The sequence below is a fragment of the Branchiibius cervicis genome (assembly GCF_042661605.1).
In the GTDB taxonomy this organism is placed as follows: domain Bacteria; phylum Actinomycetota; class Actinomycetes; order Actinomycetales; family Dermatophilaceae; genus Branchiibius; species Branchiibius cervicis.
The window spans coordinates 2675296-2698906 of the sequence record NZ_JBHSWJ010000002.1 but is presented as its reverse complement, the minus strand read 5'-3'; the positions used below and the strand labels follow the sequence as shown (position 1 = coordinate 2698906).

The 23611-nt window shown below is 69.3% G+C and carries 20 protein-coding genes and 1 pseudogene; 7 read left to right on the top strand and 14 right to left on the bottom strand.

Going from position 1 to position 23611, the window contains the following annotated elements; translation table 11 throughout:
* Positions 1-14: 14 nt before the first annotated feature.
* Positions 15-1616, top strand: coding sequence for a bifunctional phosphoribosylaminoimidazolecarboxamide formyltransferase/IMP cyclohydrolase (gene purH, locus ACFQBT_RS14030; RefSeq protein ID WP_377823565.1), 1602 nt, complete (start codon positions 15-17; stop codon positions 1614-1616).
* Positions 1606-2010, top strand: a complete 405-nt coding sequence (locus tag ACFQBT_RS14025; RefSeq protein WP_377823563.1) for a YjbQ family protein — start codon at positions 1606-1608, stop codon at positions 2008-2010. The genes purH and ACFQBT_RS14025 overlap by 11 nt, the downstream gene beginning before the upstream one ends.
* Here the strand turns inward: ACFQBT_RS14025 and ACFQBT_RS14020 are convergent, their stop codons facing one another.
* The 4 genes from ACFQBT_RS14020 to pta are packed head-to-tail and all read right to left on the bottom strand — an operon-like array spanning position 2011 to position 7065.
* Complete coding sequence (locus ACFQBT_RS14020) at positions 2011-2676, bottom strand: class I SAM-dependent methyltransferase (protein WP_377823562.1); 666 nt, start codon at positions 2674-2676, stop codon at positions 2011-2013.
* Positions 2673-3740, bottom strand: a complete 1068-nt coding sequence (locus tag ACFQBT_RS14015; RefSeq protein WP_377823560.1) for a glycosyltransferase family 2 protein — start codon at positions 3738-3740, stop codon at positions 2673-2675. Before ACFQBT_RS14015 ends, ACFQBT_RS14020 begins: the two co-directional genes overlap by 4 nt.
* A gap of 5 nt (positions 3741-3745) precedes the next feature.
* Entirely contained in the window at positions 3746-4933 is a 1188-nt protein-coding gene (locus ACFQBT_RS14010) for an acetate/propionate family kinase (protein ID WP_377823558.1), read from the bottom strand.
* The gene (gene pta, locus ACFQBT_RS14005; RefSeq protein WP_377823557.1) at positions 4933-7065 is read right to left on the bottom strand and encodes a phosphate acetyltransferase; all 2133 of its coding nucleotides are present in this window, start codon (positions 7063-7065) and stop codon (positions 4933-4935) included. The genes ACFQBT_RS14010 and pta overlap by 1 nt, the downstream gene beginning before the upstream one ends.
* Before the next feature lie 39 nt (positions 7066-7104).
* On the opposite strand from pta, the gene ACFQBT_RS14000 reads away from it, so the two are divergent.
* Positions 7105-7950 (top strand): bifunctional methylenetetrahydrofolate dehydrogenase/methenyltetrahydrofolate cyclohydrolase, encoded by an 846-nt coding sequence (locus ACFQBT_RS14000; protein ID WP_377823555.1) that lies wholly within the window; start codon positions 7105-7107, stop codon positions 7948-7950.
* Positions 7947-8207, top strand: coding sequence for a DUF3017 domain-containing protein (locus tag ACFQBT_RS13995; RefSeq protein ID WP_377823553.1), 261 nt, complete (start codon positions 7947-7949; stop codon positions 8205-8207). Before ACFQBT_RS14000 ends, ACFQBT_RS13995 begins: the two co-directional genes overlap by 4 nt.
* A 70-nt stretch (positions 8208-8277) precedes the next feature.
* Here ACFQBT_RS13995 and ACFQBT_RS13990 read toward each other — a convergent pair whose 3' ends face one another.
* Both ACFQBT_RS13990 and ACFQBT_RS13985 read right to left on the bottom strand, forming a co-directional pair.
* Positions 8278-9264, bottom strand: coding sequence for a malate dehydrogenase (locus tag ACFQBT_RS13990; protein ID WP_377823551.1), 987 nt, complete (start codon positions 9262-9264; stop codon positions 8278-8280).
* A gap of 75 nt (positions 9265-9339) precedes the next feature.
* Positions 9340-9882, bottom strand: a complete 543-nt coding sequence (locus ACFQBT_RS13985) for a hypothetical protein (protein ID WP_377823549.1) — start codon at positions 9880-9882, stop codon at positions 9340-9342.
* Positions 9883-10049: 167 nt separating this feature from the next.
* Here ACFQBT_RS13985 and ACFQBT_RS13980 point away from each other — a divergent pair.
* A pseudogene (locus ACFQBT_RS13980) lies at positions 10050-11278 on the top strand (NADP-dependent isocitrate dehydrogenase).
* On the opposite strand, the gene ACFQBT_RS13975 reads toward ACFQBT_RS13980, so the two are convergent.
* Genes ACFQBT_RS13975 through ACFQBT_RS13955 form a run of 5 tightly spaced genes read right to left on the bottom strand, consistent with a single transcriptional unit; the run spans position 11275 to position 17726 of the window.
* Positions 11275-12393, bottom strand: a complete 1119-nt coding sequence (locus ACFQBT_RS13975; RefSeq protein ID WP_377823547.1) for a glycosyltransferase — start codon at positions 12391-12393, stop codon at positions 11275-11277. The pseudogene ACFQBT_RS13980 and the gene ACFQBT_RS13975 sit on opposite strands and share 4 nt — an antisense overlap.
* The gene (locus tag ACFQBT_RS13970) at positions 12390-13391 is read right to left on the bottom strand and encodes a glycosyltransferase family 4 protein (RefSeq protein WP_377823546.1); all 1002 of its coding nucleotides are present in this window, start codon (positions 13389-13391) and stop codon (positions 12390-12392) included. Before ACFQBT_RS13970 ends, ACFQBT_RS13975 begins: the two co-directional genes overlap by 4 nt.
* Positions 13388-14503, bottom strand: a complete 1116-nt coding sequence (locus tag ACFQBT_RS13965) for a glycosyltransferase family 4 protein (protein ID WP_377823544.1) — start codon at positions 14501-14503, stop codon at positions 13388-13390. Before ACFQBT_RS13965 ends, ACFQBT_RS13970 begins: the two co-directional genes overlap by 4 nt.
* Complete coding sequence (locus tag ACFQBT_RS13960) at positions 14500-15813, bottom strand: O-antigen ligase family protein (RefSeq protein WP_377823542.1); 1314 nt, start codon at positions 15811-15813, stop codon at positions 14500-14502. Before ACFQBT_RS13960 ends, ACFQBT_RS13965 begins: the two co-directional genes overlap by 4 nt.
* Positions 15810-17726 carry a glycosyltransferase gene (locus ACFQBT_RS13955; protein ID WP_377823540.1) on the bottom strand — a complete coding sequence of 639 codons (1917 nt, stop codon included), beginning with the start codon at positions 17724-17726 and terminating at the stop codon, positions 15810-15812. The genes ACFQBT_RS13960 and ACFQBT_RS13955 overlap by 4 nt, the downstream gene beginning before the upstream one ends.
* A 147-nt stretch (positions 17727-17873) precedes the next feature.
* On the opposite strand from ACFQBT_RS13955, the gene ACFQBT_RS13950 reads away from it, so the two are divergent.
* Together ACFQBT_RS13950 and ACFQBT_RS13945 are read left to right on the top strand one after the other, a co-directional pair.
* Positions 17874-20177, top strand: coding sequence for a glycosyltransferase family 4 protein (locus tag ACFQBT_RS13950; RefSeq protein ID WP_377823538.1), 2304 nt, complete (start codon positions 17874-17876; stop codon positions 20175-20177).
* A complete protein-coding gene (locus ACFQBT_RS13945; protein WP_377823536.1) occupies positions 20174-21556 on the top strand; it encodes a tyrosine-protein kinase domain-containing protein in 1383 nt (460 codons plus the stop codon). The genes ACFQBT_RS13950 and ACFQBT_RS13945 overlap by 4 nt, the downstream gene beginning before the upstream one ends.
* On the opposite strand, the gene ACFQBT_RS13940 is transcribed toward ACFQBT_RS13945, so the two are convergent.
* Genes ACFQBT_RS13940 through ACFQBT_RS13930 form a run of 3 tightly spaced genes read right to left on the bottom strand, consistent with a single transcriptional unit; the run spans position 21553 to position 23578 of the window.
* Positions 21553-22638 carry a glycosyltransferase family 4 protein gene (locus ACFQBT_RS13940; protein ID WP_377823534.1) on the bottom strand — a complete coding sequence of 362 codons (1086 nt, stop codon included), beginning with the start codon at positions 22636-22638 and terminating at the stop codon, positions 21553-21555. The genes ACFQBT_RS13945 and ACFQBT_RS13940 overlap by 4 nt on opposite strands.
* Complete coding sequence (locus tag ACFQBT_RS13935) at positions 22635-22868, bottom strand: hypothetical protein (protein ID WP_377823532.1); 234 nt, start codon at positions 22866-22868, stop codon at positions 22635-22637. Before ACFQBT_RS13935 ends, ACFQBT_RS13940 begins: the two co-directional genes overlap by 4 nt.
* Positions 22865-23578, bottom strand: a complete 714-nt coding sequence (locus ACFQBT_RS13930) for a 2-nitropropane dioxygenase (protein ID WP_377823530.1) — start codon at positions 23576-23578, stop codon at positions 22865-22867. The genes ACFQBT_RS13935 and ACFQBT_RS13930 overlap by 4 nt, the downstream gene beginning before the upstream one ends.
* Positions 23579-23611: the final 33 nt, after the last annotated feature.

The following is a 23611-nucleotide window of genomic DNA, read 5'->3' as shown; positions in this document are numbered from 1 at the left end:
AGGAGTGTCATCTCATGGCCGACGAAGGTCGCCGTCCCATCCGCCGTGCACTGGTATCCGTCTACGACAAGACCGGTCTGGAGACCCTGGTCCGCGGTCTCGCCGACGCCGGCGTCGAACTCGTCTCCACCGGCGGATCCGCGAGACTGATCGCCGATCTGGGTCTGCCGGTGACCAGGGTCGAAGACCTCACCGGATTCCCCGAGTGCCTCGAAGGCCGGGTGAAGACCCTGCACCCCACGGTGCACGCCGGGATCCTGGCCGACACGCGCAAACCCGAACATCTTTCGCAGCTGGACGAACTCGGCATCGAGGCCTTCGAGCTGGTCGTGTCCAACCTCTACCCGTTCGAGGCCACCGTCGCCTCCGGGGCGGGCCCCGACGAGTGCGTGGAGCAGATCGACATCGGCGGCCCGTCGATGGTGCGTGCGGCCGCCAAGAACCATCCGTCCGTCGCCATCGTCACCAGCCCCTCGCAGTACGCCGAGACCCTGGCTGCCGTGCGCGACGGCGGCTTCACGCTGGCGGCGCGTCAGCGGCTCGCCGCTGAGGCGTTCGTCCACACCGCGACCTACGACGTCGCGGTCGCCTCCTGGATGGGCAACGTGCTGACTGACACCTCGCAGGGTGAGGGCTATCCGCAGTGGATCGGCGCGACGTACCTGAAGGGGCAGACCCTGCGCTACGGGGAGAACCCGCACCAGAAGGCGGCGCTCTACCTCAACGGCCACCAGCCGGAGCCGGGTCTCGCGCAAGGGGAGCTGCTGCACGGCAAGGCGATGAGCTTCAACAACTACGTCGATGCGGACGCGGCCTATCGCGCGGCGTATGACCAGGGTGACCAGCCCACGTGCGCGATCATCAAGCACGCCAACCCGTGCGGCATCGCGGTCGGCACGGACATCGCCGACGCGCACCGCAAGGCGCACGCATGCGACTCGCTGTCCGCCTTCGGTGGCGTGATCGCCACGAACCGGCCGGTGACCGTGGAGATGGCTTCGTACGTCAAGGACATCTTCACCGAGGTGATCGTGGCGCCGGACTTCGACGACGAGGCCCTCGTGGTGCTGAAGGCCAAGAAGAACCTGCGGCTGCTGAAGGTGCCGCACCGGGTGCCGGGCGATGAGATGCGGCACATCTCCGGCGGTGTCCTGCTGCAGGAGCGTGACCGGGTCGACGCGATCGTCCGCGACGACGACGGCAACGTCACGGGCGGCGACGACGCGGCGTACTGGACCCTGGTGTCCGGCGATGCCGCCTCGCCGGACACCCTCGCCGATCTCCAGTTCGCGTGGCGTGCGGTGCGCGCGGTGAAGTCGAATGCCATTCTGCTGGCGAAGGATTCGGCCTCCGTCGGGATCGGTATGGGTCAGGTCAACCGGGTCGACTCCTCGCACCTGGCCGTGCAGCGCGCCGGTGCCGAACGCGCCGAGGGATCGGTCGCCGCATCCGATGCCTTCTTCCCGTTCCCGGACGGCCTGGAAGTCCTGTTGGATGCGGGAGTGAAAGCCGTTGTCGCGCCGGGCGGTTCGCTGCGAGACAACCTGGTCATCGATGCCGCCGAGAAGGCCGGTGTGACGATGTACTTCACGGGAACGAGGCATTTTGCGCACTAGGGAATTCGAGATCGAGAGCGGCGACCGCGAAGCCGTCGTCGACATCACGCGGGAGTGCGGTTCGATCCTGCAGGCGGGCGACGAGGGGTTGTTGCACGTGTTCGTGCCGCACGCGACCGCCGGCCTGGCGATCATCGAGACCGGTGCCGGAAGCGATGACGACCTGCTCAACGCACTGCGCGACCTGCTGCCGGCGGACGACCGCTGGATTCACAGTCACGGCAGTCGCGGTCACGGGAGGTCGCATGTGCTGCCCGCGTTCGTGCCGCCGTACGCCACGGTGCCGGTGATCGACGGACGGATCGCCCTCGGTGTCTGGCAGTCGATCTGCCTGGTCGACCTCAACGTCGACAATTACGTGCGGACCGTGCGAACCTCGTTCGTCGAGGCCTGATCAGGCCCTACGCGACCGGGCCACGATCAGGAAGTGCATCCAGCGACTGTCCGGGATGAGTTTCATCAGCCCGCCGCGCAGGGCACGCTTGTCCAGGCGCCCGCCGCTGTTGGTGGCCGGGCCGATTCCGACGCACGTCTCGACCTCGAAACCGTGCTCGGTGAAGAGGGACAACGCGGTGGACCGGGTGAAGAACCGGACGTGGGTCCGGTCCAGGATCCCCCAGTCCTGGTAGTCCCACCGGCCGGCGAGCAGGTCGGTCAGGTTCCAGACGAACTGCACGTTGGGGATCGATGCCACGACATGCCCGTCCGGAGTCAGCCGCTCGTGTAGTCCGTCGACCACCGACCATGGATCGATGATGTGCTCGACTACGTCGTTGAACGTGATCACGTCGAACCGGTCGGCACGCTGCGCCAGCACGTCCGGGAAGTACCCGTTCAGCACCTCATCGAATCCGTGGTCGGTGCGGGCGGTGTCCGCCTGGGACGCGACGGGCTCGACGCCCACGATCCGCGCAGTGGGGTAGCGCGCGCGCAGCGTCTTCCCGAAACCGCCTGGGCCGCAGCCGACGTCGAGCACGGCAGATGCACCCGGCGGCAGATAGGGCAGGACCTCGGGGCGGGCCTCTTCCTGATAGCTCGACGATTGTTCGGGGTGGGTCATGCCTCGACCCTGTCAGATCGTGGGCCGCGCAGCAGCCGTCGCGTTCGCGAGACCAGCGGCTCGGGCAGCCTCGCCCGGACCTGGACCCGGGCGAGGCGGGTCAGGTTGCGCAGGGTGCGGTCGTCCTGCGTAGCCAGCAGTTGCCACAGAGCCCAGGTGTCGGCCGCGCTGCGGCCACCCGGCTCCTCGGCGAGCGCATACAGGTAGTGCGGCAGCAGGTTGGTGCCGATCAGCGGTCCGACGGACGCCGCGTCCCGCTCGTGGTCCGCGGGCACGAGGGCCCCGCCGTGACGCATGGCAGCCGCCAACGTCAGCAGCGTCCGTGGCCATCGGGTGGTCACCGACGTGTTGGTCGGATGCACCCGGTAGAGCACCGAGCGGTCGGCGATCGAACCGATCGGAGTGTGCGCCGCCAGCGACTGCAGCAGCACCCAGTCATCGGCCGATCGTGCCCAGGTGGCGAAGCCGCCGACCTGGAGACTGAGGGTGCGAGGCAGCACGTACGACGTGGTGACGGTCAGGCTGCCCGAGAGGACCCGCGAGGTGCGGACCCAGGTGAATTCCGGCTCGGCATCCGCGGGGAGGTCGGTCATCTCCGCGATCACGCGGTCGGCCGCCGGCCACCACGTGACCCACTCGGCGAACGGATGCCCGCCGGCCGTGAGGTCCGCCCGGTCCTCGGCGACCGCGAAAACCCGTTCGCCCGTGACGAGCACCTGCAGGTCCGGATGCGCCGCGAACACCGCTAGCACCCGTTCGGCGCGAGTGGGCAGCCACAGATCGTCCTGATCCAGGAACGCCACGCGTTCGGTCCGGGCCTCCAGCAGCCCGGTGTTGCGAGCGAAGGCCGCGCCGCGGTGTGGACCCAGTTCGATGACGCGGGCGGCGACCGGATGGCTCCGGGCGATGCGCACACTCTCATCCGTCGAGCCGTCGTCGATCACGATCACCTCGTGCAGCGGCGCCGTCTGGAGACGCAGGGACTCCAGCGTGTCGGGCAGAGTGCGCGCTCCGTTGTGCACCGGGACCACGACAGTGAGGCCGTGGTCGGCATGCGCGTCCACGCGGGTCAGGAGATCGCCGCGACCGCTTGTCGGGCGATCTCCAGCTCCTCGTCGGTGGGCACCACGAGTACGTCGATCGCCGAGTCGTCCGCGCTGATCCGGCGAGCGTCGTGGGAGCGAAGAGCATTGCGCTCCGGGTCGATTCGAACTCCGAGGAACTGTGCCTTCTCCAGGACGGCGGCCCGGACGGTAGCGTCGTTCTCACCGACCCCGGCGGTGAAGACGATCACGTCGACCCCGCCGAGCACCGAGACGTACGCACCGAGATACAGCCGCAGCCGGTGGATGTAGACATCGAAAGCGGCCTGCGCTGCCTCGTCCCCGGAGTCGATGGCGGCGGCGAGGTCGCGCATGTCGGTGTGGCCGCTCAGGCCGAAGATGCCGCTGCGCTTGTTGAGCAGGTTGTCCATGTCGTCGACGCCCATCCGCGCGTGCCGCAGCAGGTGCAGCAGCGCACCGGGGTCCACGTCGCCGCTCCGGGTGCCCATCACCAGGCCGGGGATCGGCGTCATACCCATCGACGTCTCGACCGACTTGCCGCCGTCGATCGCGGTGACCGAAGCGCCGTTGCCGAGGTGGAAGACGATCTGCCGCAGGTCCTCCAAGGGTTTGTCCAGGAACTGCGCCGCCGCTCCGGAGACGAACTGGTGGGAGGTGCCGTGGAAGCCGTACTTGCGGACCCGGTACCGCTCGGCCACCGACGTGTCGATCGCGTAGGTGTAGGCGGCGGGCGGGATCGTCTGGTGGAAGGCGGTGTCGAAAACCGCGACGTGCGGAATGTCCGGGAACTGGGCCTGTGCTGCGTTGATGCCCTGCAGCCCGCCCGGATTGTGCAGGGGCGCCAGCTCGGACAGGTCCTCGATGTTGATCTTCACCAGATCGGTGATGATGGTCGGCTCGAAGAAACGTTGGCCGCCGTGCACGATCCGGTGGCCGACCACGGCGGGCGGGTCGTCGTCCAGGGACGGTCCGAAGTCGCTGAAGGCCTCCATCATGGCGCCGAATCCAGCTGTGTGATCGGCGATTTCAAGCTCTCGCTGGTGTTTCGTGCCGTCCACCGTATGGCTGATCCCGGAGTGTTCGTCGCCGATGCGTTCGACCAGTCCGCTGGCAAGGACCTGCTCGGACTCGCTGTCGATCAGTTGGTACTTGAACGACGACGAACCGGAGTTGATCACCAATACTGCTCGCATCAGACACCTCCCGCGATGCTCGACTGGATCGCCGTGATCGCGATGGTCAGGACGATGTCCTCGACCAGGGCTCCCCGCGACAGGTCGTTGATCGGCTTGTTGAGTCCCTGCAGCACCGGGCCGATGGCGACCGCCCCCGCGCTGCGCTGCACCGCTTTGTACGTGTTGTTACCGGTATTGAGGTCGGGGAAGATGAAAACGGTTGCGCGCCCGGCCACTTCGGACTCCGGCAGCTTCGTGCGTGCGACCGCTGCGTCGGTGGCCGCGTCGTACTGCAACGGGCCGTCCACCGGTAGATCCGGCGCTTTCGCGCGGACCAGGTCGGTCGCCGTACGCACCTTGTCCACGTCGGCACCCGAACCCGAACTACCCGTCGAGTAGGACAGCATCGCCACCCGGGGATCGATCCCGAAGGCCCGCGCGGTCGCGGCGGAGCTCACCGCGATGTCGGCGAGCTGCCCGGCGGTGGGATCGGGGATGACGGCGCAGTCGCCGTAGACCAGCACCCGGTCGGCCAGGGCCATCAGGAAGACCGACGACACGACCGAGACCCCCGGTCGGGTCTTGATGATCTCGAAGGCCGGCCGGATGGTGTGCGCGGTGGTGTGCGCCGCGCCGGACACCATGCCGTCGGCGAGGCCGAGGTGGACCATCATCGTGCCGAAGTAGGACACGTCCGTGACGGTGTCGGCCGCCTGCTCGAGCGTGACGCCCTTCTTCTGCCGGATCCGCGCGTACTCGTCGGCGAACCGGGCCACCAGATCCTTCTGGAACGGCGAGATCACCTGTGCCGCAGAGATGTCGGCACCCAGCTCGTGCGCGCGGGCGCGGATCTGCTCCTCGTCGCCCAGGATGATCAGGTCGGCGATTCCCCGGCTGATGACGATCGCGGCCGCTCGCAGGATCCGGTCGTCGCTGCCCTCCGGCAGCACGATCGTCTTGCGCTGGCCACGAGCGCGCTCGACCAGGCCGTACTCGAACATCAGCGGGGTGACGACGCTGGTGTGCGACACATCGAGAGCACGCAACAACTCATCGCGATCGACACTGCGTTCGAAGAGCGCCAGCGCGCGCTCGTAGCGCACCGTGGAGTCGGCGGTCACCCGGCCACGAGCGCCCATCACCCGGACGGCGGTCTGGTAGGTGTTGCTGTCGGTCTGCAACACCGGCAGCGTCGAGGGAATACCGTCCAGCAGCCGCTGGATCACCCCGGGCACCTGGAACGGGCCGTTGAGGATGATCGTCGCCAGCGAGGGGAACGTGCCGGACTGATCGGCGAGCACCGTCGCGAGCAGCATCTCGGAGCGGTCACCGGCAACGATGACGGCGGCACCGTCGGTGAGGTGCTCCAGGGCATTGACGGTCGACATCCCGGCGATGACCAGACCGGTCGCCGGCCGCGACAACCGCGTCGGGTCGCCGCGCAGCAACGTCGCACCCAGGGAGTCCTGGATGTCGCGGATGCTCGGGGCCACCAGCATCGGATCGTCCGGGACGGCCCAGACCGGTGTGTCACCCAGGCCGAGTTGGTCGGAGGCGACGTGGTGGACGGCCTCGCGGATCTGGTCCAAGCAGGTCTCGTCGGCGCGGTTGACCGCGAGGGCCAGGATCTGTGCGCGCTCGTGGATGAGCTCGGCCACCGCCAGGTGCGCGATGTGCCCGAGCTGCTCAGGGGTGCGCGGCTCGCTGATGCCGAGGGTTTCCGCCGCCGAATGGGCGTCGCGCCCGTTGAGCACCAGCAGCACCGGCGCCCCCAGGTTGGCGGCGATCCGCGCGTTGTAGGCCAGTTCGGTGGGACCGCTGACGTCCGTGTAGTCGGTGCCGACGATGACCACCGCTGAGCACTGCGCCTCCACGTGCTTGTAGCGCTGCACGATGGTCGACAGCGACTCCTCCGGATCGTCGCGGACGTCGTCGTAGGTCACCCCCAGGCACTCGGCGTACTCCAGGTCCACGCTGTCGTGTGCGAGGAGGGTCTGCAGCACATAGTCGGGCTCGATGGCCGACCGGGCGATCGGGCGGAACACACCCACTCGCTCACCGCTGCGCACGAGCGCATCCAACACACCCAGAGCGATCGTTGACTTGCCCGAGAACCCCTCGGCGGATGCGACGTAGACGCTATTGGCCACGCCTCCAACCTAGCGGGCGGGGATGGGAGGATGCATGCCGTGAGTGCGACGGTGATGGACGGCACGGCAACGCTGAAGACGATCAAGGCCGAACTGACCCAACGGGTCGCCGTCCTCCGGGACAAGGGCATCGTGCCGGGGCTGGGCACCGTGCTCGTCGGTGACGATCCGGGATCGCACTGGTACGTCGGCGCCAAGCACCGCGACTGCGCGCAGGTAGGCATCACCTCCATCCGTCGCGACCTGCCGGCCACCGCGACCCAGGCCGAGGTCGAAGCCGTGATCGATGAGCTCAACGCCGACCCCGCATGCAGCGGGTTCCTGATCCAACAGCCCACGGGACTGGACGAATTCGCGCTGTTGTCCCGGGTCGATCCGGACAAGGACGTCGACGGGCTGCATCCGTACAACCTGGGCAAGCTGGTGCTGGGGGAGAGCGGCCCCTTGCCGTGCACCCCGATGGGGATCGTCGAGTTGCTCCGCCGGTACGACGTGCCGATCGCCGGTGCGGAAGTCGCCGTCGTCGGGCGAGGGCTGACCGTCGGCCGTCCGCTGGGCCTGTTGATGACCCGGCGCGCCGAGAACGCGACGGTCACGCTGTGCCATACCGGCACCCGGGACCTGGCCCGGCACGTGCGCGATGCCGACATCGTCGTGGCGGCGGCGGGTGTCCCCGGGCTGATCACCGCCGACATGGTCAAACCCGGCGCGGCCCTGCTGGACGTCGGTGTCTCCCGCGTGGACGGCGTCGTGACCGGTGACATCGCGCCGGACGCGATCGAGGTCGCCGGATACTTCTCGCCCAATCCGGGCGGGGTCGGGCCGATGACCCGTGCGCAACTGCTGGTCAACGTCGTGCACGCCGCGGAACGAGCGCTGGGGTGACCGGCGCACGGCTGGGTTCGGCGTGGTGGGCACTCGCCGTCCTGTGTGCCGCGGGCCTGGTGATGATCGTCGCGGATTCGGTGCGCCTCGGCGGCTACGTCATCGGGTCGGCGTTGATTGCCGCCGCCATCGTGCGCGCGTCCGTTCCGTCGTCGAAGACGCCGGGACTGACCATCCGCCACCGGGTGATCGATGTCTGCCTGTACGCCGGTCTGGGCCTGGCGACCGTCGGCATCTTCACCGTCGTGGTCCTGTAGGCGGTTCGCCGGCACAACGAAGAGGCGCCGGTCCGCGGGGGACCGGCGCCTCTCGGCGTACGTGATGGGCTCAGATCAGGCCGAGACCCTTGACGGCGTCGCGCTCCTCGGCCAGCTCGGCCACCGAGGCGTCGATCTTGGCGCGGGAGAAGTCGTTGAGCTCCAGGCCCTGGACGATCTGCCACTCACCGTCCTTGACGGTCACGGGGAAGGAGGAGATCAGGCCCTCGGCCACGCCGTACGAGCCATCGGACTTCACGGCCATGGACACCCAGTCACCGTCGGGGGTGCCCTGGGCCCAGGTACGGGCGTGGTCGATGGTCGCCGAGGCGGCCGACGCGGCGGAGGAGGCACCACGGGCGTCGATGATGGCGGCGCCGCGCTTGGCCACGGTCGGGATGTAGGTGTTCTCCAGCCAGTCCTGGTCGTTGATCAGGTCGGCAGCGATCTGGCCCTTGACCTCGGCGTGGAACAGGTCAGGGTACTGGGTCGCGGAGTGGTTGCCCCAGATCGTCATCTTCTTGATGTCGGTCACGGCAGCGCCGGTCTTCGCGGCCAGCTGGCTGATCGCGCGGTTGTGGTCCAGGCGGGTCAGCGCGGAGAAGCGCGAGGCCGGGATGTCAGGGGCGTTGCTCTGTGCGATCAGCGCGTTGGTGTTGGCCGGGTTGCCGGTCACGACCACGCGGATGTCGTCGGCCGCGACGTCGTTGAGGGCCTTGCCCTGCGGGGCGAAGATTCCGCCGTTGGCCTCCAGCAGGTCGCCGCGCTCCATGCCGGGGCCGCGCGGACGGGCGCCCACCAGCAGCGCGAAGTTCACACCGTCGAAGACCGTGGCCGGGTCGTCCCCGATCTGCACTCCGGCGAGGGTGGGGAAGGCGCAGTCGTCCAGTTCCATGACGACGCCTTCGAGCGACTTCAGGGCCGGGGTGATCTCCAGCAGGCGCAACTCGACGGGAGTGTCCGGACCGAACAGCGAACCGCTGGCGATGCGGAACAGGAGGCTGTAGCCGATCTGACCGGCCGCACCGGTCACGGCCACCTTGACAGGCGTGCTCATGGAAATCCCCTCAGGGCGGAAACGATGCTTACGTCGCGACGCTAGCAGGGCTGACGACCGCCCGAGTGGGTGGGCTCAGCCGACCACCAGGGAGCCGGAGGATGCAGTGGGGTTCGTGAGCCCCCAGCACAGCTGAAGTGTGCAGGTGCGGACCGTGCTACTCAGGATGAACCGGTAGCTGACGTCGATGGCGACGCAGAAACGGCTCACCGTCTTCCCGGCGGGGACGGTGAGCGTACCGGTGATCGTCCCGATCGCCAGCAGATTGCCAGCGGTCGAACCGTTGACGGTGGCCGCCGTGGAATCGGTATAGGTGACGGAATACGCCGCGGTCGGGTCGTCGGCGTTCACGACGCTGAAGAAGAGGCTGAGGAGCCCGCAATTGGAGTTGAGCACGTTCATGTCGAACGTGTAGGTGTTGTCCGTCCTGGTCCAGTCCGAGCCGCGGCTGTAGCCCACCAGGCATTGACACGGAGTGGCCGGCGCGCTGGCCGCCTGTGCCGGTACTACGGACCCCGCCACCAGGACCGGCGTCGTCCACGCCGCGCCTTTGGCCAGGGTGCGGCGGCTGATCGGTCGCACTCCGGACCCGTGCTGGGGGACGTCATCATCAACCATGGCGTGACTCGCCTCTTCTGGGCCGTCCTGTGCGTGTCGTCGTGAGCCTACCCGGTCTGTCAGGACCGGCGGTGGAAAGTTCGAACCGGGTGCCCCGAACGACGGACGCGGCCGGTGCCGTTAGCCTGGTAGGGAAGGTGTACCCACCAGGTAGGAGCGACTTACATATGTCCGGATCGGACAAGATCAAGGTCAAGAACCCCGTTGTCGAACTCGATGGCGATGAGATGACACGCATCATCTGGCAGTTCATCAAGGACCGGCTGATCCACCCCTACCTGGACATCGATCTGAAGTATTACGACCTGGGCATCGAGTCGCGGGATGCGACCGACGACCAGATCACGATCGACGCGGCCAACGCGATCAAGCAGTACGGCGTGGGCGTGAAGTGCGCGACCATCACGCCCGACGAGGCGCGGGTCGAGGAGTTCGGCCTGAAGGAGATGTGGAAGAGCCCGAACGGCACGATCCGCAACATTCTGGGCGGCGTGATCTTCCGCGAGCCGATCATCATCTCCAACATCCCGCGTCTGGTGCCGGGCTGGACCAAGCCGATCATCATCGGCCGCCACGCCCACGGCGACCAGTACAAAGCGCAGAACTTCAAGGTGCCCGGCGCGGGCACCGTGACCATCACCTATCAGCCGGCCGACGGCGGCCCGGAGCAGTCCTACGAGGTCGCGCAGTACGGCGACGACGGCGGCGTCGCGATGGGCATGTACAACTTCAACGATTCGATCACCGACTTCGCGCGCGCCTCGTTCAACTACGGCCTGCAGCGCAAGGTGCCGGTCTACCTCTCGACCAAGAACACCATCCTCAAGGCCTACGACGGCCAGTTCAAGGACATCTTCCAGAAGGTCTTCGACGAGGAGTTCAAGGCGCAGTACGACGAGCTGGGCCTGACCTACGAACACCGCCTGATCGACGACATGGTGGCTTCGGCTCTGAAGTGGTCCGGTGGCTACCTGTGGGCGTGCAAAAACTACGACGGTGACGTCGAATCCGACATCGTGGCACAGGGATTCGGCTCCCTCGGCCTGATGACGTCGGTGCTGATGACCCCCGACGGCAAGACCGTCGAGGCCGAAGCGGCGCACGGAACCGTCACCCGGCACTACCGCCAGCACCAGCAGGGCAAGGCGACCTCCACCAATCCGATCGCCTCGATCTTCGCCTGGACCCAGGGCTTGGCGCACCGCGGCAAGCTGGACGAGACCCCGAGGTGACCAAGTTCGCCGAAACCCTCGAGCGGGTCTGCGTCGAGACCGTCGAGGAAGGCAAGATGACCAAGGACCTCGCGCTGCTGGTCGGCCCGGACCAGCCGTTCCTGACCACCGAGGAGTTCCTGGCCGCGATCGACGAGAACCTGCAGAAGGCGATGAGCGCCTAACCGGCAGCGACTTCTTCCAGGGCCAGGGCGAATCGTTCGCCCTGGCCCTGCCATGTCGGCAGACCGTGCGCAACGTACGCCGCGTGGCCGCCGGACGTGAGCGCCGAACGGACCGCTGCGGCGAAGTCCGGTCCGTGCGCGATGGTCACTTCCGGGCGGTCGCGGAAGCCCGCGATCGGCGTACTGACAACGGGTCGTCCGACGGCGAGATACTCGTACAACTTGATCGGGTCGAGAGATTCGGTGAAGGCGTTGACCAGATGCGGTGCGATCAACACCGACGCGTGCTGTAGGTAGCCGGGCAGCTCGGCGTACGGACGAGCACCGAGCAGTGCGACACCCGCGCGGTGCAACGCCGAACTTGACTGCGGTGTGAGGGCATTCGGTCCCAGCAGGGTGACGGTCGCCCGCCCGCTCAGTCGCTGGGCGGTGGCGGTCACCAGCGCAACGTCGAGACGGTCCTCGTGCAGCGTGCCCAGGTAGAGCACTGCGGAATCCGGCAGGTCAGCGGGCCGCGCACGCGACGTGCGCCAGTGATCCGTATCAACGCCGTTGGTGAGCAACGTGATCGGGCGGCCCGCGGTCTTGGCCGCCAGGATCCCGGGGGAGCAGACCGTCAAACGCGCAGCGTGGCCGAGCAGGTAGTCCTCGTCGGCGACGAGGCGGTCGTGCTCGGCCGGCGTCCGTTGCGCTGCCAGCCAGTCGTCGGTGATGTCGTAGATCGTCGGCCATCCGGTGCGACGGGTCACCGCCGCGCCGCGCGGGTCGTTGACCCACAGCACGGGGCGTGTGAAGCCGATCTGACGGGCGGCGCGCTGAACGTGCCGAGCCCACCGCGCGTCGTACGTCCGGTCCAGGGTTCGGGGCATGAGTTTGGTTGCGCTCCAGCGCCATACGCGATCGGCGTACGGCGACTCATCCGGTGCCAGGTGGCTCAGGCGGGCGCCTGTGCTCGGCCGCTGCCGGCGGGTGACATCGTGAAGGGCGTCGTGATCCGGCTCGACGAAGAGCAGGCGGAGGGTCGGATCGCGCTGCAGCAGGGCGGTGGCGAAGTGCTGGTTGCGTCGCCACACCTCGTCCCAGGGTTCGAGGGAGATCGCCACGACGTCGGTCATCGCACGAGGTCTTCGTAGAGTGCCAGATGTCGCTGCGCACACTCGTGCACGGTGAACCGGGCCAGGTAGTCGCGGTGGAGTGTCTCGCCGAGGCGGGCACGGCGTGGCGGGTCGTCCGCAAGGTCGGCGAGGATGGCGGCCGCGCCGGCTGAATCGCCCGGTGCGAAAAGGGTTTCCGGGCTGAGCGCGCCCACCGTCTCCAGGTGGCCGGCGCGGGCCGTGGCAACGACCGGCGTGCCCGCGGCCATCGCCTCGACGACGCTGATCCCGAAGTGTTCGAACGCAGAGGTGGCCAGAAGGATCGAGGCCCGGGCCATCAGGTCGCGCACGTCGGTGCGGTAACCGAGCACCTCGACGGCCTCATCCGGCAGCGACCGCAGCGCCGGCTCCTGCGCGCCGCGGCCGGCGATCAACAGGCGCCAGCCGCGCTCGGCCAGGCGGGACCGGCGGAACGCTTCGACGCCGACGGCGGTGTCCTTCTCGGCATCCAGTCGTTGAGCGATCAAGATCGTCCGGCTGCGCTCGCGGGCCGGTGGCGGCGGAGTGACGCCGGGGTGGATGACAGTGCTCGGCGTGTCGATGGCCTCGGCGACGGCACGGCTCACCGACACCTGGGTAGCCACTCGGTCCAGCAGGCGGTAGGGCCGCTGCCAGGGGCCACCCCGGCCGCGCAGCCCGGCGAAGTGCCGGGTGGTCACCAGCGGCGCGCGCAGCACGGGATAGCCAGGAAGGGCCCCCAACTCGGCGGCGGTCATGTGGCTGTGGACCAGGTCGGGATGCCAGTCGCGCAGGTGCGCCAACCGCCGCACGACCTCGGGCACGGACGTGGCGGGGTAGTGCGCAATTCCTCTGTCCTGCAATGGTTGTGACATGCGCCCAGGGTCGCCTCCGATGACCCGGACGTCGACACCGAGATCCGACAGCGCCGGTGCCAGGGCCAGGATGTGTGCCTCGACGCCGGCGAAGCCGCCCGAGCGCACGACATGGACGACTTTCATCGGGCCAGTTCGGCGAGGAGGTCGAGGTATCGCTGCGCCACGACGTCCCAGTCGTGCGGGGTCGCCGCTTCTCGGGCCGCCAGGCGCGCGGCGGCGGCGTCGAGGCGCAGGGCGGCGCGAATGCCTTCGATGACGTCCGGGACCGTCGGATCGATCAGGAAGCCGTTGCCTCCCGGCTCGATCAGGTCAGGTGCAGCACCGGTTCTGGTGTGGACGGCGGGCACACCGCAGGCCAAGGCCTCCAACAGGATGAGACTGAAGGATTCGTAGCTGCTGGGTAGGACCAGGACGTCCGATGCCCACAGCGCCCGGCGGGAGTCCGGCTGCACCCCGAGGAAGATCACCCGGTCGTCGACGGCGACCGCACGACAGCGGAGCCGGGCCTCGTTGATGTCCTCCGGCCGGCCGCCCGCGACGAGCAGATGCACCTCAGGCGGCAGGGAGGGCAGTGCATCGATGATGAGCCGCAGGCCTTTGCGGCCGAACTCGTGCCCGACGAAACTCACGACGAATGCGTTGTCGGGCACCTCGAGCGCAGCCCGCGCGCAGGAGCGCTCGGTGTCGTCGGGAGGCCGGTAGTACGTGGTGTCGACGCCGTTGCCGATCACCTCGGTTCGCAGGCGCGATCGCGGATAGAGACGGTGGAACCTCGCCTCCTCCTGGGCGCTCAGATGTACGACCGCCCGGTGCGCCCGGGAGTAGGAGAAGCGCCACCAGTCACGGGCCTGGGTGAACAGGTGCAACGGGTTGCGGGCGAGACGCAAGCCGGCGTGACCGCGCGATTGCATCGCGGCCCGCAACAGCCCGTGGTTGACGTAGACGTCGCCGGCGAGCACGTCGTTGTGGCAGATGGACCACTGCTGCGGGTGCTGCTTCAAGACCCGGCGGGCACGCACGGATCCGGCGGTCGAGAAGTAGATGACCTCTCGCGCATGGTCAAGATGACGGACCACCGCGGTGTGTCCGGGCAACGGCCGGAACGGCGTGTCCGCGAGGGTGAACTCCGCGACCGCGACACCTGCTCTGTCGAGGGCGGCCGCCAACCCGGCGGCAACCGCGCCGACGCCGGTGCCGTGACCGATGCGTGGTGCGAGTTGCCGGACCGATCTCATGGGGCGATCTCGGCCGGCTGCCGGGCCGGAGCAGGCGACGCGGTGGCGACCGGGTTCTCCCAGCGTTGTGTGCCGAGGCAGATGCCGATGAGGATCCAGGGCAGGGACGCGACCACGGCCAGCCAGAACATGTCGAGTTGGCCGCGCAGGACGTGGGCGACGAGAATCGCGATGGCCAGGGCGCCGTAGCGACGCGGAATCCGCGCCAGGATCCAGACCGCGCCGCAGAAGAGCACGACATACGCCGACGCGCCCACGATCCCGGCGCTGGTCAGCATCTCCGTCAGACCGTTCGGGGGAGCGATGATGCCCGGGAAGTCGGGCCGGTACCACCAGCGCAAGCCCTGACCGAACCAGGGATCGAGTTGCCAGATCTTCATCGAGGTCTTCCAGGACGAGATGCGGATGTTGGCCGATGAGAAGTCGCTGGGGTCGGCGAGTTGCTGCTGGGTTGCCCACCAGATGAAGGCCGCCACGGGAACGGCGAGGACCACGATCACGGTCGAGCGTCGCTGCTCCTTGGGCCGCAACCACAACAGCACCAGCACCCCGACCAGGAGGGCGACGATCCCCTGGCGGGCTTGGGTGAAGAGCAGGCCGACCACCAGCAGGCCGAAGGTCAGACGCAGCACGGTGGTGCTGATCGGCAGCCAGAGCGGCCGGGCGTAGGCCAGCAGGGCCAGGAAGGCCAGGATCGTCCCGGCGAGGTTCTTGTGCATGGGCAACGGCCCGGCCAGGTAGACCGCGCTGAAGTCGTCGTGCGCGAACTGCCACAAACCCTGCCCGATCACGCCGAGCGCGATCAGGGCGCCGCAGGTCAGAAGGACCTTGCAGGCGGCGGTGCCCCGACCCGATGCGGCCAGAGTCCAGCCGACGAGCAGCGCTCCGGCCGCCAGCATCCACTCATGCCCCCACTCGATGAAATTCGCGCGATAGGGAGTCGCGATCAACGTGACGGTCAGGGCCGCTTGATATCCGACGCACAGCCACAACAGGGCGCGCAGGGGCGGTGAGTACGGGCGTGGACCGGAAACCAGGGCCGCCACCGCGCAGACGGCGATCGCCAGGTCGGAGACGGCCAGGTCGGTACCCGCGACCGAGATGCGCAGGACCATCAGAAAGGCGGGGCAGCACACCAGGGCCAACAGGCTGGCGTCGTACACGCCCATCAGGAACACCAGCAGGCCGGCGGCCAGCCCGAGCACCAGCTCCGGTCGCTGGCTCACGTGCAGGCCGGCGAGGACGGCGACAACGACGGCCAGGACGGTCGCGAGCAGGCTGCCCCCGCGATCCTTCACGAACGTCGTCATTCCGCTCCCTGCGAAAGTGCCTTCTCCAGCGCCATCGGACCGTGCAGATAGCGTTTCGCGCGGGCCAGGTGCGTCCGGCCGTCGGAGGCCCCCATCGCCCACCGGCCCGCGGCGCCCACGATGACACCCGCCCGGGTCAGTGTCCAACCCAGGCCGCCGAAGTGTTTGCGGGAGAATCGTTCGTGCCCGGCCGCGAAATGGGTTTCGCGACGCAAGGGGTCGGTGCTGGTGGCGGCCGCTTCGTGGGTGCCGGACAGGTCGCGCGCCAGCAGATGCCGCCAACCCAGCAGCCGGGCGCGGTAGGCCCAGTCGGTTTCTTCGGCGTACAGGAAGAAGTCCTCATCGAACCCGCCGACCTGCGCCAGGGCTTCGGCGCGCAGCATCAGGATCGATCCGATGCCGAAGGCCGGTCGTGACCGCCCGCCCAGGCCGACCGCGGCTCGCCAACTCTCGCCCGGTGTCGGGAACGGCCACATCACCCGTGCGGGCCGACCGGTGGCGTCGGACTGGGGTGCCGCAATCGTCGCCGCGTCCGGGTCCGCGCGCAGTTGCCGCTGCATCGCGGCGATCGCGTCGTTGCCGATCGCGGCGTCAGGATTGAGCAGCAGGACGTCGGCCGGGATGTCGAAGTCGGCCAGCGCCAGATTGACGCCGGTGCCGAAGCCCCCGTTGCGACGCGCGTCCAGGTACGTCGCGCCGTGGCGCTGCGCGACGGCCCGCACCTGCTCGTCGGCTGAGTTGTCGACGACCGTCACCGGGTAGGCCAGGCCGGATATGGCGCCCTCGAGCAGGTCGGCGCGGTGGTAGGCGACCACGACCACCCGGACGGCCGGCGGCTCGGCGAGCGGCTCGTGGACGGCGGCGGCGTACACCCGGCGCAGTCGTGCGGCCACCTCGGCCCAGGTCATGGTGCCGGCCCGGGCGACGCCCGCAGCGGCCAGCCGGTGTCGATGGGGTTCGTCCGCGGCGAGCCCGGCCAGTGCGGCCCCGAGTGCACGCTCGTCACCGGCGGGGACGATGACGCCACCGTCCCCGATCACCTCCGGCAGCGCTCCGGAGTCGGTGGCGACGACCGGGGTGCCGCAGGCCATCGCCTCCACCGCTACCCGGCCGAACTGTTCGACCCACGAGGCGGTCCTGAGCGATGGGACGGCCAGGATGTCGATCGAGCGGTAGAAGTCGGCGAGGGCTTGGCCGGACAGTGATCCGGCGAAGGTGACCCGCTCGGCCATCCCCTCGTGCTCGGCGAGCAGCCGCAGCTGCTGCTCCTGCGGTCCCGAACCGCACACCGTCAGGGTCAGCTGCGGGTACGGCGCGAGAGCGGCCACCAGGGTGGCGACACCCTTGTGCGGGGCCAGCCGCCCGGCGTACCCGATGCGGACCGGCCCCGGCGCCCGCGGGCCCGGGCGGGGCCGGAAGACGGCCGGATCGAAACCGAGCGGCGTGACCTCGGGCGCCCCGGGAAACCCCTTGCGCTGCATGATCCGCCCGGCGGCCAGGTTGCAGGGGTAGGCGCCGGAGGCGTGGCGCAGGATGGCGCGCTCGAACCATCGGAACGGGATCGGGTAGCGCTTGGGGATGTTCTGGGCCGAATAGATGACGTACGGCGCGCGGCAGCGGCGTAGCCAGCGCAACAGGAGGAACTCGGCGCTGGCCAGGGCGAACGGTTCCTCGTGCAGGTCGAGGACGTCGAAGGACCGATCGCCCAGGGCGTGCCAGAGCGGACGCGGGTCGTAGACGAACAGGGCCGGATGGGAACCCCAGGTCCGGACTCCCGTGACGTGCTCGTCGGCGCGATCGGCCGCCGACAATCCGACGATGCGACCGCCCTCATCCCACCGCTCGGCGCACAGCAGACGGACCGATTCCCCTGCCGCGCGCAGGGCCTGCTCACGGCCGCGCCAAGCGGCCACGACACCACTGTGCGAAAGACGCAGGATTCGCACGCGGGCTGCCTCGCTCGACTTCAGGGGGTGGACGTGTTCCGGGGTCGAATACACAATCCGGGGACAACTGGGGAACACTATCGCTGACCGGGATCGTGGAAGGAGACCGAATCGATGGCTCCGACGCGACGTCCGCGGGTAGCGATGGTCAGCCATTGCGCGCTTCCCAGCGGCGCGGAACTGGCGACGGCCCGGCTCGCGCGATCGATCCGGCCGGAGGTGGAGCCGGTTTTCGTGTTCTTCGAGCACGGTCCGCTGGCCGACACGCTCGAGGCCGAGGGCTTCGAGGTGGTCGTGGTGCCGCTCGATACGACGGTGAACTCCACGGGCCGGGCGCACGCTCTCGACCTGCCGGCGCTGCGCCGGCAGCTCGCGAACGTCCCGGGCTTCGAACGGCGCCTGCGGAGGGCGTTGAAGCAACTCAATCTCGACCTGGTGCATTCGCAGTCGCTGAAGAGCCACCTGCTGGTGTCCGCGGCGGCAAAGTCCCTGCGTCTGCCGTTGGTGTGGCACTTCCACGACCGGATCGCCGCGGATTACCTGCCCCGGGCGTGGGTCACGACGTTCCGCCGCGCCGCGCGGATGGTGCCGGATGCGGTGGTCGCCAACTCCGACGCCACCGCCCGGACCCTGCCCGGCACACCGGTCAACGTGATCGCACCGGCGTTGGAGCCGGCGGCCCTCACCGGGTCGCGGCGCCGGCCCGATCCGCAGGCACCGATCATCGGGATGCTGGGCCGGATCAGCGACACCAAGGGCCAGGACATCCTGCTGGCCGCAGCACCGCTGATCCTCCAGCGGTTCCCGGCCGCGCGATTGCGCATCGTCGGTGCGGCGATGTTCGGCCAGGACGATTACGTCGCCGCGCTGCGCGACCAGGTCGACCGGCTGGGCCTGACCGGGCACGTGGAGTTCGCCGGGCACGTCGAGGACCCCTACCGAGAGATGGACACCTGGTCGGTCTTCGTGCACGCCTCACCGGTCCCGGAGCCGTTCGGCCAGGTGATCACCGAAGCCATGGCCCGGCAGGTCCCCGTGGTGGCCACCGCCGGCGGCGGAGCCGACGACATCGTGCAACCCTCGCCGCAGGAGCGGTACGGCGAGTTGGTGGCGGCCGGCGATCCGGCGGCGCTCGCGCAGGCCATCGTCAAGGTCCTGACCGACCCGGACGGCGCCGAGGATCGCGCGCAGAGCGCCTACCGGTATGCGGCCGAGCGATACGACCTGGCCGAGTCGGCGCGCAGGACCACGGCGCTGTGGCAACGGCTGATCCCCGGCCGGTCACCGCGACCTGCGCTGGCGCTTGCCCATGACTACCTGACGCAGCGCGGCGGTGCGGAGCGCGTGGTCCGCGCGATGTGCGATCTGTTCCCCGACGCCACGTTGAAAACGCTGATGTACGAGCCCTCGGCGACCTTCGCCTCCTTCTGCGAGGTCGATGTCCAGACCAGCTGGCTCAACGGCGTCGGCTGGTTGCGGCGGCACTACCGGGCGGCCATGCCGATCCTGGCTCTGGCGGCCTCGACGACATCGGTGAGCGGTGACGTCGTCCTGGTGTCCAGCAGCGGCTGGGCACACGGCATCCGGGTCAGCGGTCGCAAGGTCGTCTACTGCCACTCACCGGCCCGGTGGTTGTACAAGACCCGCGAATACCTGGGCGAGAACTGGTGGTTGACGCCCAAAGGAGTGGCACTGGCCGCGCTGCGCCCGGGGTTGCGTCGATGGGACCGCCGGGCCGCGCGAACCGCGGACACCTACATCGTCAACTCCTCCGCGGTCGCCCAGGTGGTCAGAGCGACGTACGGCATCGAACCGGTGATCATCCATCCGCCGGTCACCCTCGATCCCGCCGGCGAGCAGGAGCCGATCGCCGGTATCGAGCCGGGTTTCGCCCTCGTCGTATGCCGGCTGTTGCCGTACAAGAACGTCGACATGGTGGTGCGGGCCTTCGTCGGACGAGCCGACCGGTTGCTGGTCATCGGCGCCGGCCCGTTGAGGGACCAGATCGACGCCGACCGCCCGCCGAACGTCGAGTTGTGCAGCGACGTGCCGGAGGCGCAGTTGCGATGGGCGTACGCGAACGCCCGGTGCCTGATCGCAGCCAGCTTCGAAGATTTCGGGCTGACCCCGGTCGAGGCCGCGCTGTTCGGCACCCCGGCCCTCGCGCTGCGCAGCGGCGGGTACCTGGACACCGTCCAGGACGGAGTCAACGGGCTCTTCTTCGACGCACCCGAAGTGCCGGCCCTCCGTGACGGATTGGCCAGATTCGACGCGCTCTCCTGGGATCATGACAAGGTCATGACGACCGCGCAGCAGTTCGCTCCCGAGCAGTTCGCGCGTCAGTTGGGCACCGTGCTCGGCTCGCAGCTCGTGGCACACTTGCCCGGACTACCGACCACGGAGGCTCGACGCGCGTGACCATCCGCGACTTTCTGCGCATCATGCGCCAACGCTGGCGCTGGCTGCTGGGCACCTTGCTCGTGGTCCTGGCCGCGGCGGCCGTGAGCACTCTGATGCAACCGAAGACCTACGAGGCCAGTGCGCGGTTCTACCTGGCCGGCAGCAACGGCCAGGGCACCCCGGTGCAGCGTGACGACCTCGCCACCTACGCGCAGGTCGTCTCGGCCCCGGCGGTGCAGGACGTCATTCGCAAAGAGGCCAAGGTCGGGTCGGCAGTGCCGGTGAACGTCACCGCGACCCTGTCCGACACGGCCAACATCATGACGGTGACCGCCACCTCCGGCAGCGCCCAGGAAGCGGCGGCGATCGCCAACGCGACCGGACCGGCCCTGGCGGCCGTGGCCCCGCAGTTCTCCCAGTTGCTGTCGGGGGCAGGGTCGGTGACCAGCACTGCGGTGCAACCGGCCACGGTGCCCTCCGCGCCGGCGTCTCCCGACGTCAGGAAGACGGTGGAGCTGGCCTTGGCCGTGGGGTTGTTGCTGGGCGTCGCGATGGCGCTGCTGCGGCACTTCATGGACAACCGGGTGCGGACCGTGGAGGATCTGGAGACCCTCGTGCAGCGGCCGGTGCTGAGCATCGTGCCGCGGGTCGGCGGCGGTCGACGGGTGGTGGACGCTTCCGGGAACGCCTCGGGTGCCATGGTCGAAGCGATGCGTCGCCTGCGCACCAATGTGAAGTTCGTCAACGTCACGAACGACGTCCCGGCCGTGGTGGTCACCTCCGCCCGCCCCGGGGACGGCAAGACGACGGTGGCGGCCAACCTGGCCCTTGCCATGTCGCGCGACGGCCACCGCACGGTGCTGGTGGACGGGGATCTGCGCAAACCGGGTGTCGCGTCCGCGGTCGGCATCGACGGTTCGGTGGGACTGACCAACGTGCTCGTGCACGACGTCGCGCTCAAGGACGTGCTGGTGGAGCCGGAGCCCGCGCTGCCGCTGTTCGTGCTGCCGGCAGGACCGGTGCCGCCGAATGCCAGCGAGCTTCTCGGGTCTTCGGAGATGCACAACCTGTTCCAGGAGTTGGTCGCGGAGTTCGACTTCATCGTCTTCGACAGCCCGCCGATGTTGCCGGTCGTGGACGCGCTGGAACTGGAGAAGCTGGCCGGGACCTTGATCCTGGTCGCTCGTGGCGGGCAGGTGTCCCGCCGCGAACTGCAGGTCACCCTCAAGGCCCTGGAAACGGTCGACGCGAATCTTTCGGGCACCGTGCTCAACTACGCCGACAGCTTCAGCGACGACTACGGCTACGGCGGCAAGTACGGCTACGGCGAGGACCTGGCCGCATCCGGGCCGGAGTCCGGCCGCGGCGGGTCGCGGCGGGCGGGCAAACGCGGCTAACGGCGCACGGTCGCCGCGGTCGTCCAGTGGGCGAGGAGTTGCTCGCCCAGCCGCCGCGGGTCCAGCGTGTTGGCGACCCGTTGCGGGAACCCGGGTCGATCGAGCCCTCGGCGCGACAGCGCCCGCAGTTGGGCGGCGAAGTCCTCCTGGGTGCCGTCCCAGACGGCGCCGGCGCCGTCGCCCACGATGAGGTGCGCGCATCCCACCTGGGGGCTCAGCAGGACCGGGATGCCGCGAATCGCCGCCTCCGTCGCCGCCATCCCGAAGGGCTCGAACCGGCTGGGCATGGCCAGTACGTCGATGCGCGCCCAGAAGGCGGCCAGGTCGGCCACCCAGCCGAGCGCGGTCAGACGCTCGCCCAGGCGGTGGTCGGAGAAACCGCCGCTGCCCGGGCCGGCCATGACCAGTCGCGCGCCGGGGACAGCGGCGACAGCGGCAATGAGCTCCCGGTAACCCTTGCGCGGGTCGAGGCCGCCCAGGAATCCGATGACCGGAGCATCCGCGGGAACCGGCCGCGGCCCGGGTGCCACGTCACCGGCGTCCAGCGCCGGGTCGTAGAGGATCTGCCCACGGGCGGGCGCGCCGTACAACCGTAGGTACTCCTCGCGGATGAACTCACTGCACCACAGGACCTGCGCCCCCGACCCGGTGCGGCGTAGGTAGGCGTCCTCCATCCGTGCGACGAGGCGGGCCTGGGCCCGGCGGGCCCGAGCGCGGTTGCCGGGTTCGTCTCCCAGGGCACCGTGCTCGACGGCGGACCGGGACAGGTAGGACACGTGCCAGGTGTCGGCGAAACCGGTCAGCTGGGGTTGGTAGACGTGCAGGACGTCGTGGGCACTTCCCCGCAGCGCGCGGCGCACCGTCGGTTCCGCCACGGCCCACTGGACGGCGTGCACCCGGGGCGGGACGAACAGGCGCCGCCATTCGACCTCGGTCCGCAGCTCGGGGTCGAGGTCGTGGGCGACGGCGGTGACCCGCCAGCCGGCTTCGAGCGCGACCTGCACCGCCCAGCGGGCCAGTTTGCCGATAGCGGAGTCGCCGTCGATGTTGTTGTGCACGATGGCCACGTGGGCGGTCGTCATCGGATCACCTCGACCAGGAGTCCGGAGGACACCACGGCGTCGATCACCGGTTGGAGTCGGCTGTCCGCCTCGGATGGGTCATCGCCGATGGCCTGCAGGATCGCCACCGCGGAAACCCCTGGTGCGACGGTGATCTCACCGGACACCAGGTTGGCGAGGTAGACGATCAGGTCCGGTTCGCGGCGTACGACGATGCCGGTATCGGCGCCCAGCCGGTAGGCAGCGGTCATGGTCGTCGCCCGATTCGCGCGGTCGCCTTGGTGATTTCCCGCCCGCCGGCCAGCATCCGGCGCCACTGGGCGGTCGCCAGTTCCCGGCGGTTCAGGGGCCGCCCCGCCAGGACCTCCAGGTGCTGGCGGTTGACCAGGACCGCCCGGGCGATTAGGCGGGCGCGGGCGGTCAGCCCGTCGGCGGCGTACACCCTGGCGCACCATTCGGCGGTCCGTGAGGTCGGCTCGCCGACGGCGCGCCAGAGCCGGTAGCTGCGGCGCCGGCGGTACCGCTCCAGGCCACCTTGGGTGACCGCGAACGCCGGCTCGGCGCGGAACTGCCCGATGCGGGCACGGACCTCCTGCTGCTCGGTGCGCGTCAGGCCCCGCCAGCTGCGCTCCAGGTCCTGCGGTCGTGCGTGCGCACCGGCGCGTGCGGCGTTCAGCAGCAGGATGATCCGCTGATCCACCACGGCTGGTACGGCGCAGCCGACCCCCGCGAACTGCCGGTCGTGGCGCGCCGCCCAGAGCAGGTCGAAGGCCCGGGCAGGGTCGATCTCGATGCCCGGCCACCACCGGTGGACGTCGAGGTAACCCCACACCGGGTGGCGCCAGGTAGCCGCGTGTTCGAACGGCGATCCTGCGGCGAAGTCGGTTTCCAGGACCCATCCGCACCGGGCCAGGTGCGATGAGACGGCGGCCGTCCGTGCGGGCTCGACCAGCACGTCCACGTCGTTGCTGACCGTGTCGCGGCGCAGCGGGGG

Excerpts from the sequence above, each read along its gene's own strand:
- ACFQBT_RS13990 (WP_377823551.1), bottom strand. The coding sequence starts at position 9,264 with ATGAGCACGCCTGTCAAGGTGGCCGTGACCGGTGCGGCCGGTCAGATC.
- ACFQBT_RS14010 (WP_377823558.1), bottom strand. The coding sequence starts at position 4,933 with ATGCGAGCAGTATTGGTGATCAACTCCGGTTCGTCGTCGTTCAAGTAC.
- purH (WP_377823565.1), top strand. The coding sequence starts at position 15 with ATGGCCGACGAAGGTCGCCGTCCCATCCGCCGTGCACTGGTATCCGTC.
- ACFQBT_RS13985 (WP_377823549.1), bottom strand. The coding sequence starts at position 9,882 with ATGGTTGATGATGACGTCCCCCAGCACGGGTCCGGAGTGCGACCGATC.
- ACFQBT_RS13950 (WP_377823538.1), top strand. The coding sequence starts at position 17,874 with ATGGCTCCGACGCGACGTCCGCGGGTAGCGATGGTCAGCCATTGCGCG.
- ACFQBT_RS13960 (WP_377823542.1), bottom strand. The coding sequence starts at position 15,813 with ATGACGACGTTCGTGAAGGATCGCGGGGGCAGCCTGCTCGCGACCGTC.
- ACFQBT_RS13935 (WP_377823532.1), bottom strand. The coding sequence starts at position 22,868 with ATGACCGCTGCCTACCGGCTGGGCGCCGATACCGGCATCGTCGTACGC.
- ACFQBT_RS13940 (WP_377823534.1), bottom strand. The coding sequence starts at position 22,638 with ATGACGACCGCCCACGTGGCCATCGTGCACAACAACATCGACGGCGAC.
- ACFQBT_RS14020 (WP_377823562.1), bottom strand. The coding sequence starts at position 2,676 with ATGACCCACCCCGAACAATCGTCGAGCTATCAGGAAGAGGCCCGCCCC.
- ACFQBT_RS13970 (WP_377823546.1), bottom strand. The coding sequence starts at position 13,391 with ATGAAAGTCGTCCATGTCGTGCGCTCGGGCGGCTTCGCCGGCGTCGAG.
- ACFQBT_RS13965 (WP_377823544.1), bottom strand. The coding sequence starts at position 14,503 with ATGAGATCGGTCCGGCAACTCGCACCACGCATCGGTCACGGCACCGGC.
- ACFQBT_RS13975 (WP_377823547.1), bottom strand. The coding sequence starts at position 12,393 with ATGACCGACGTCGTGGCGATCTCCCTCGAACCCTGGGACGAGGTGTGG.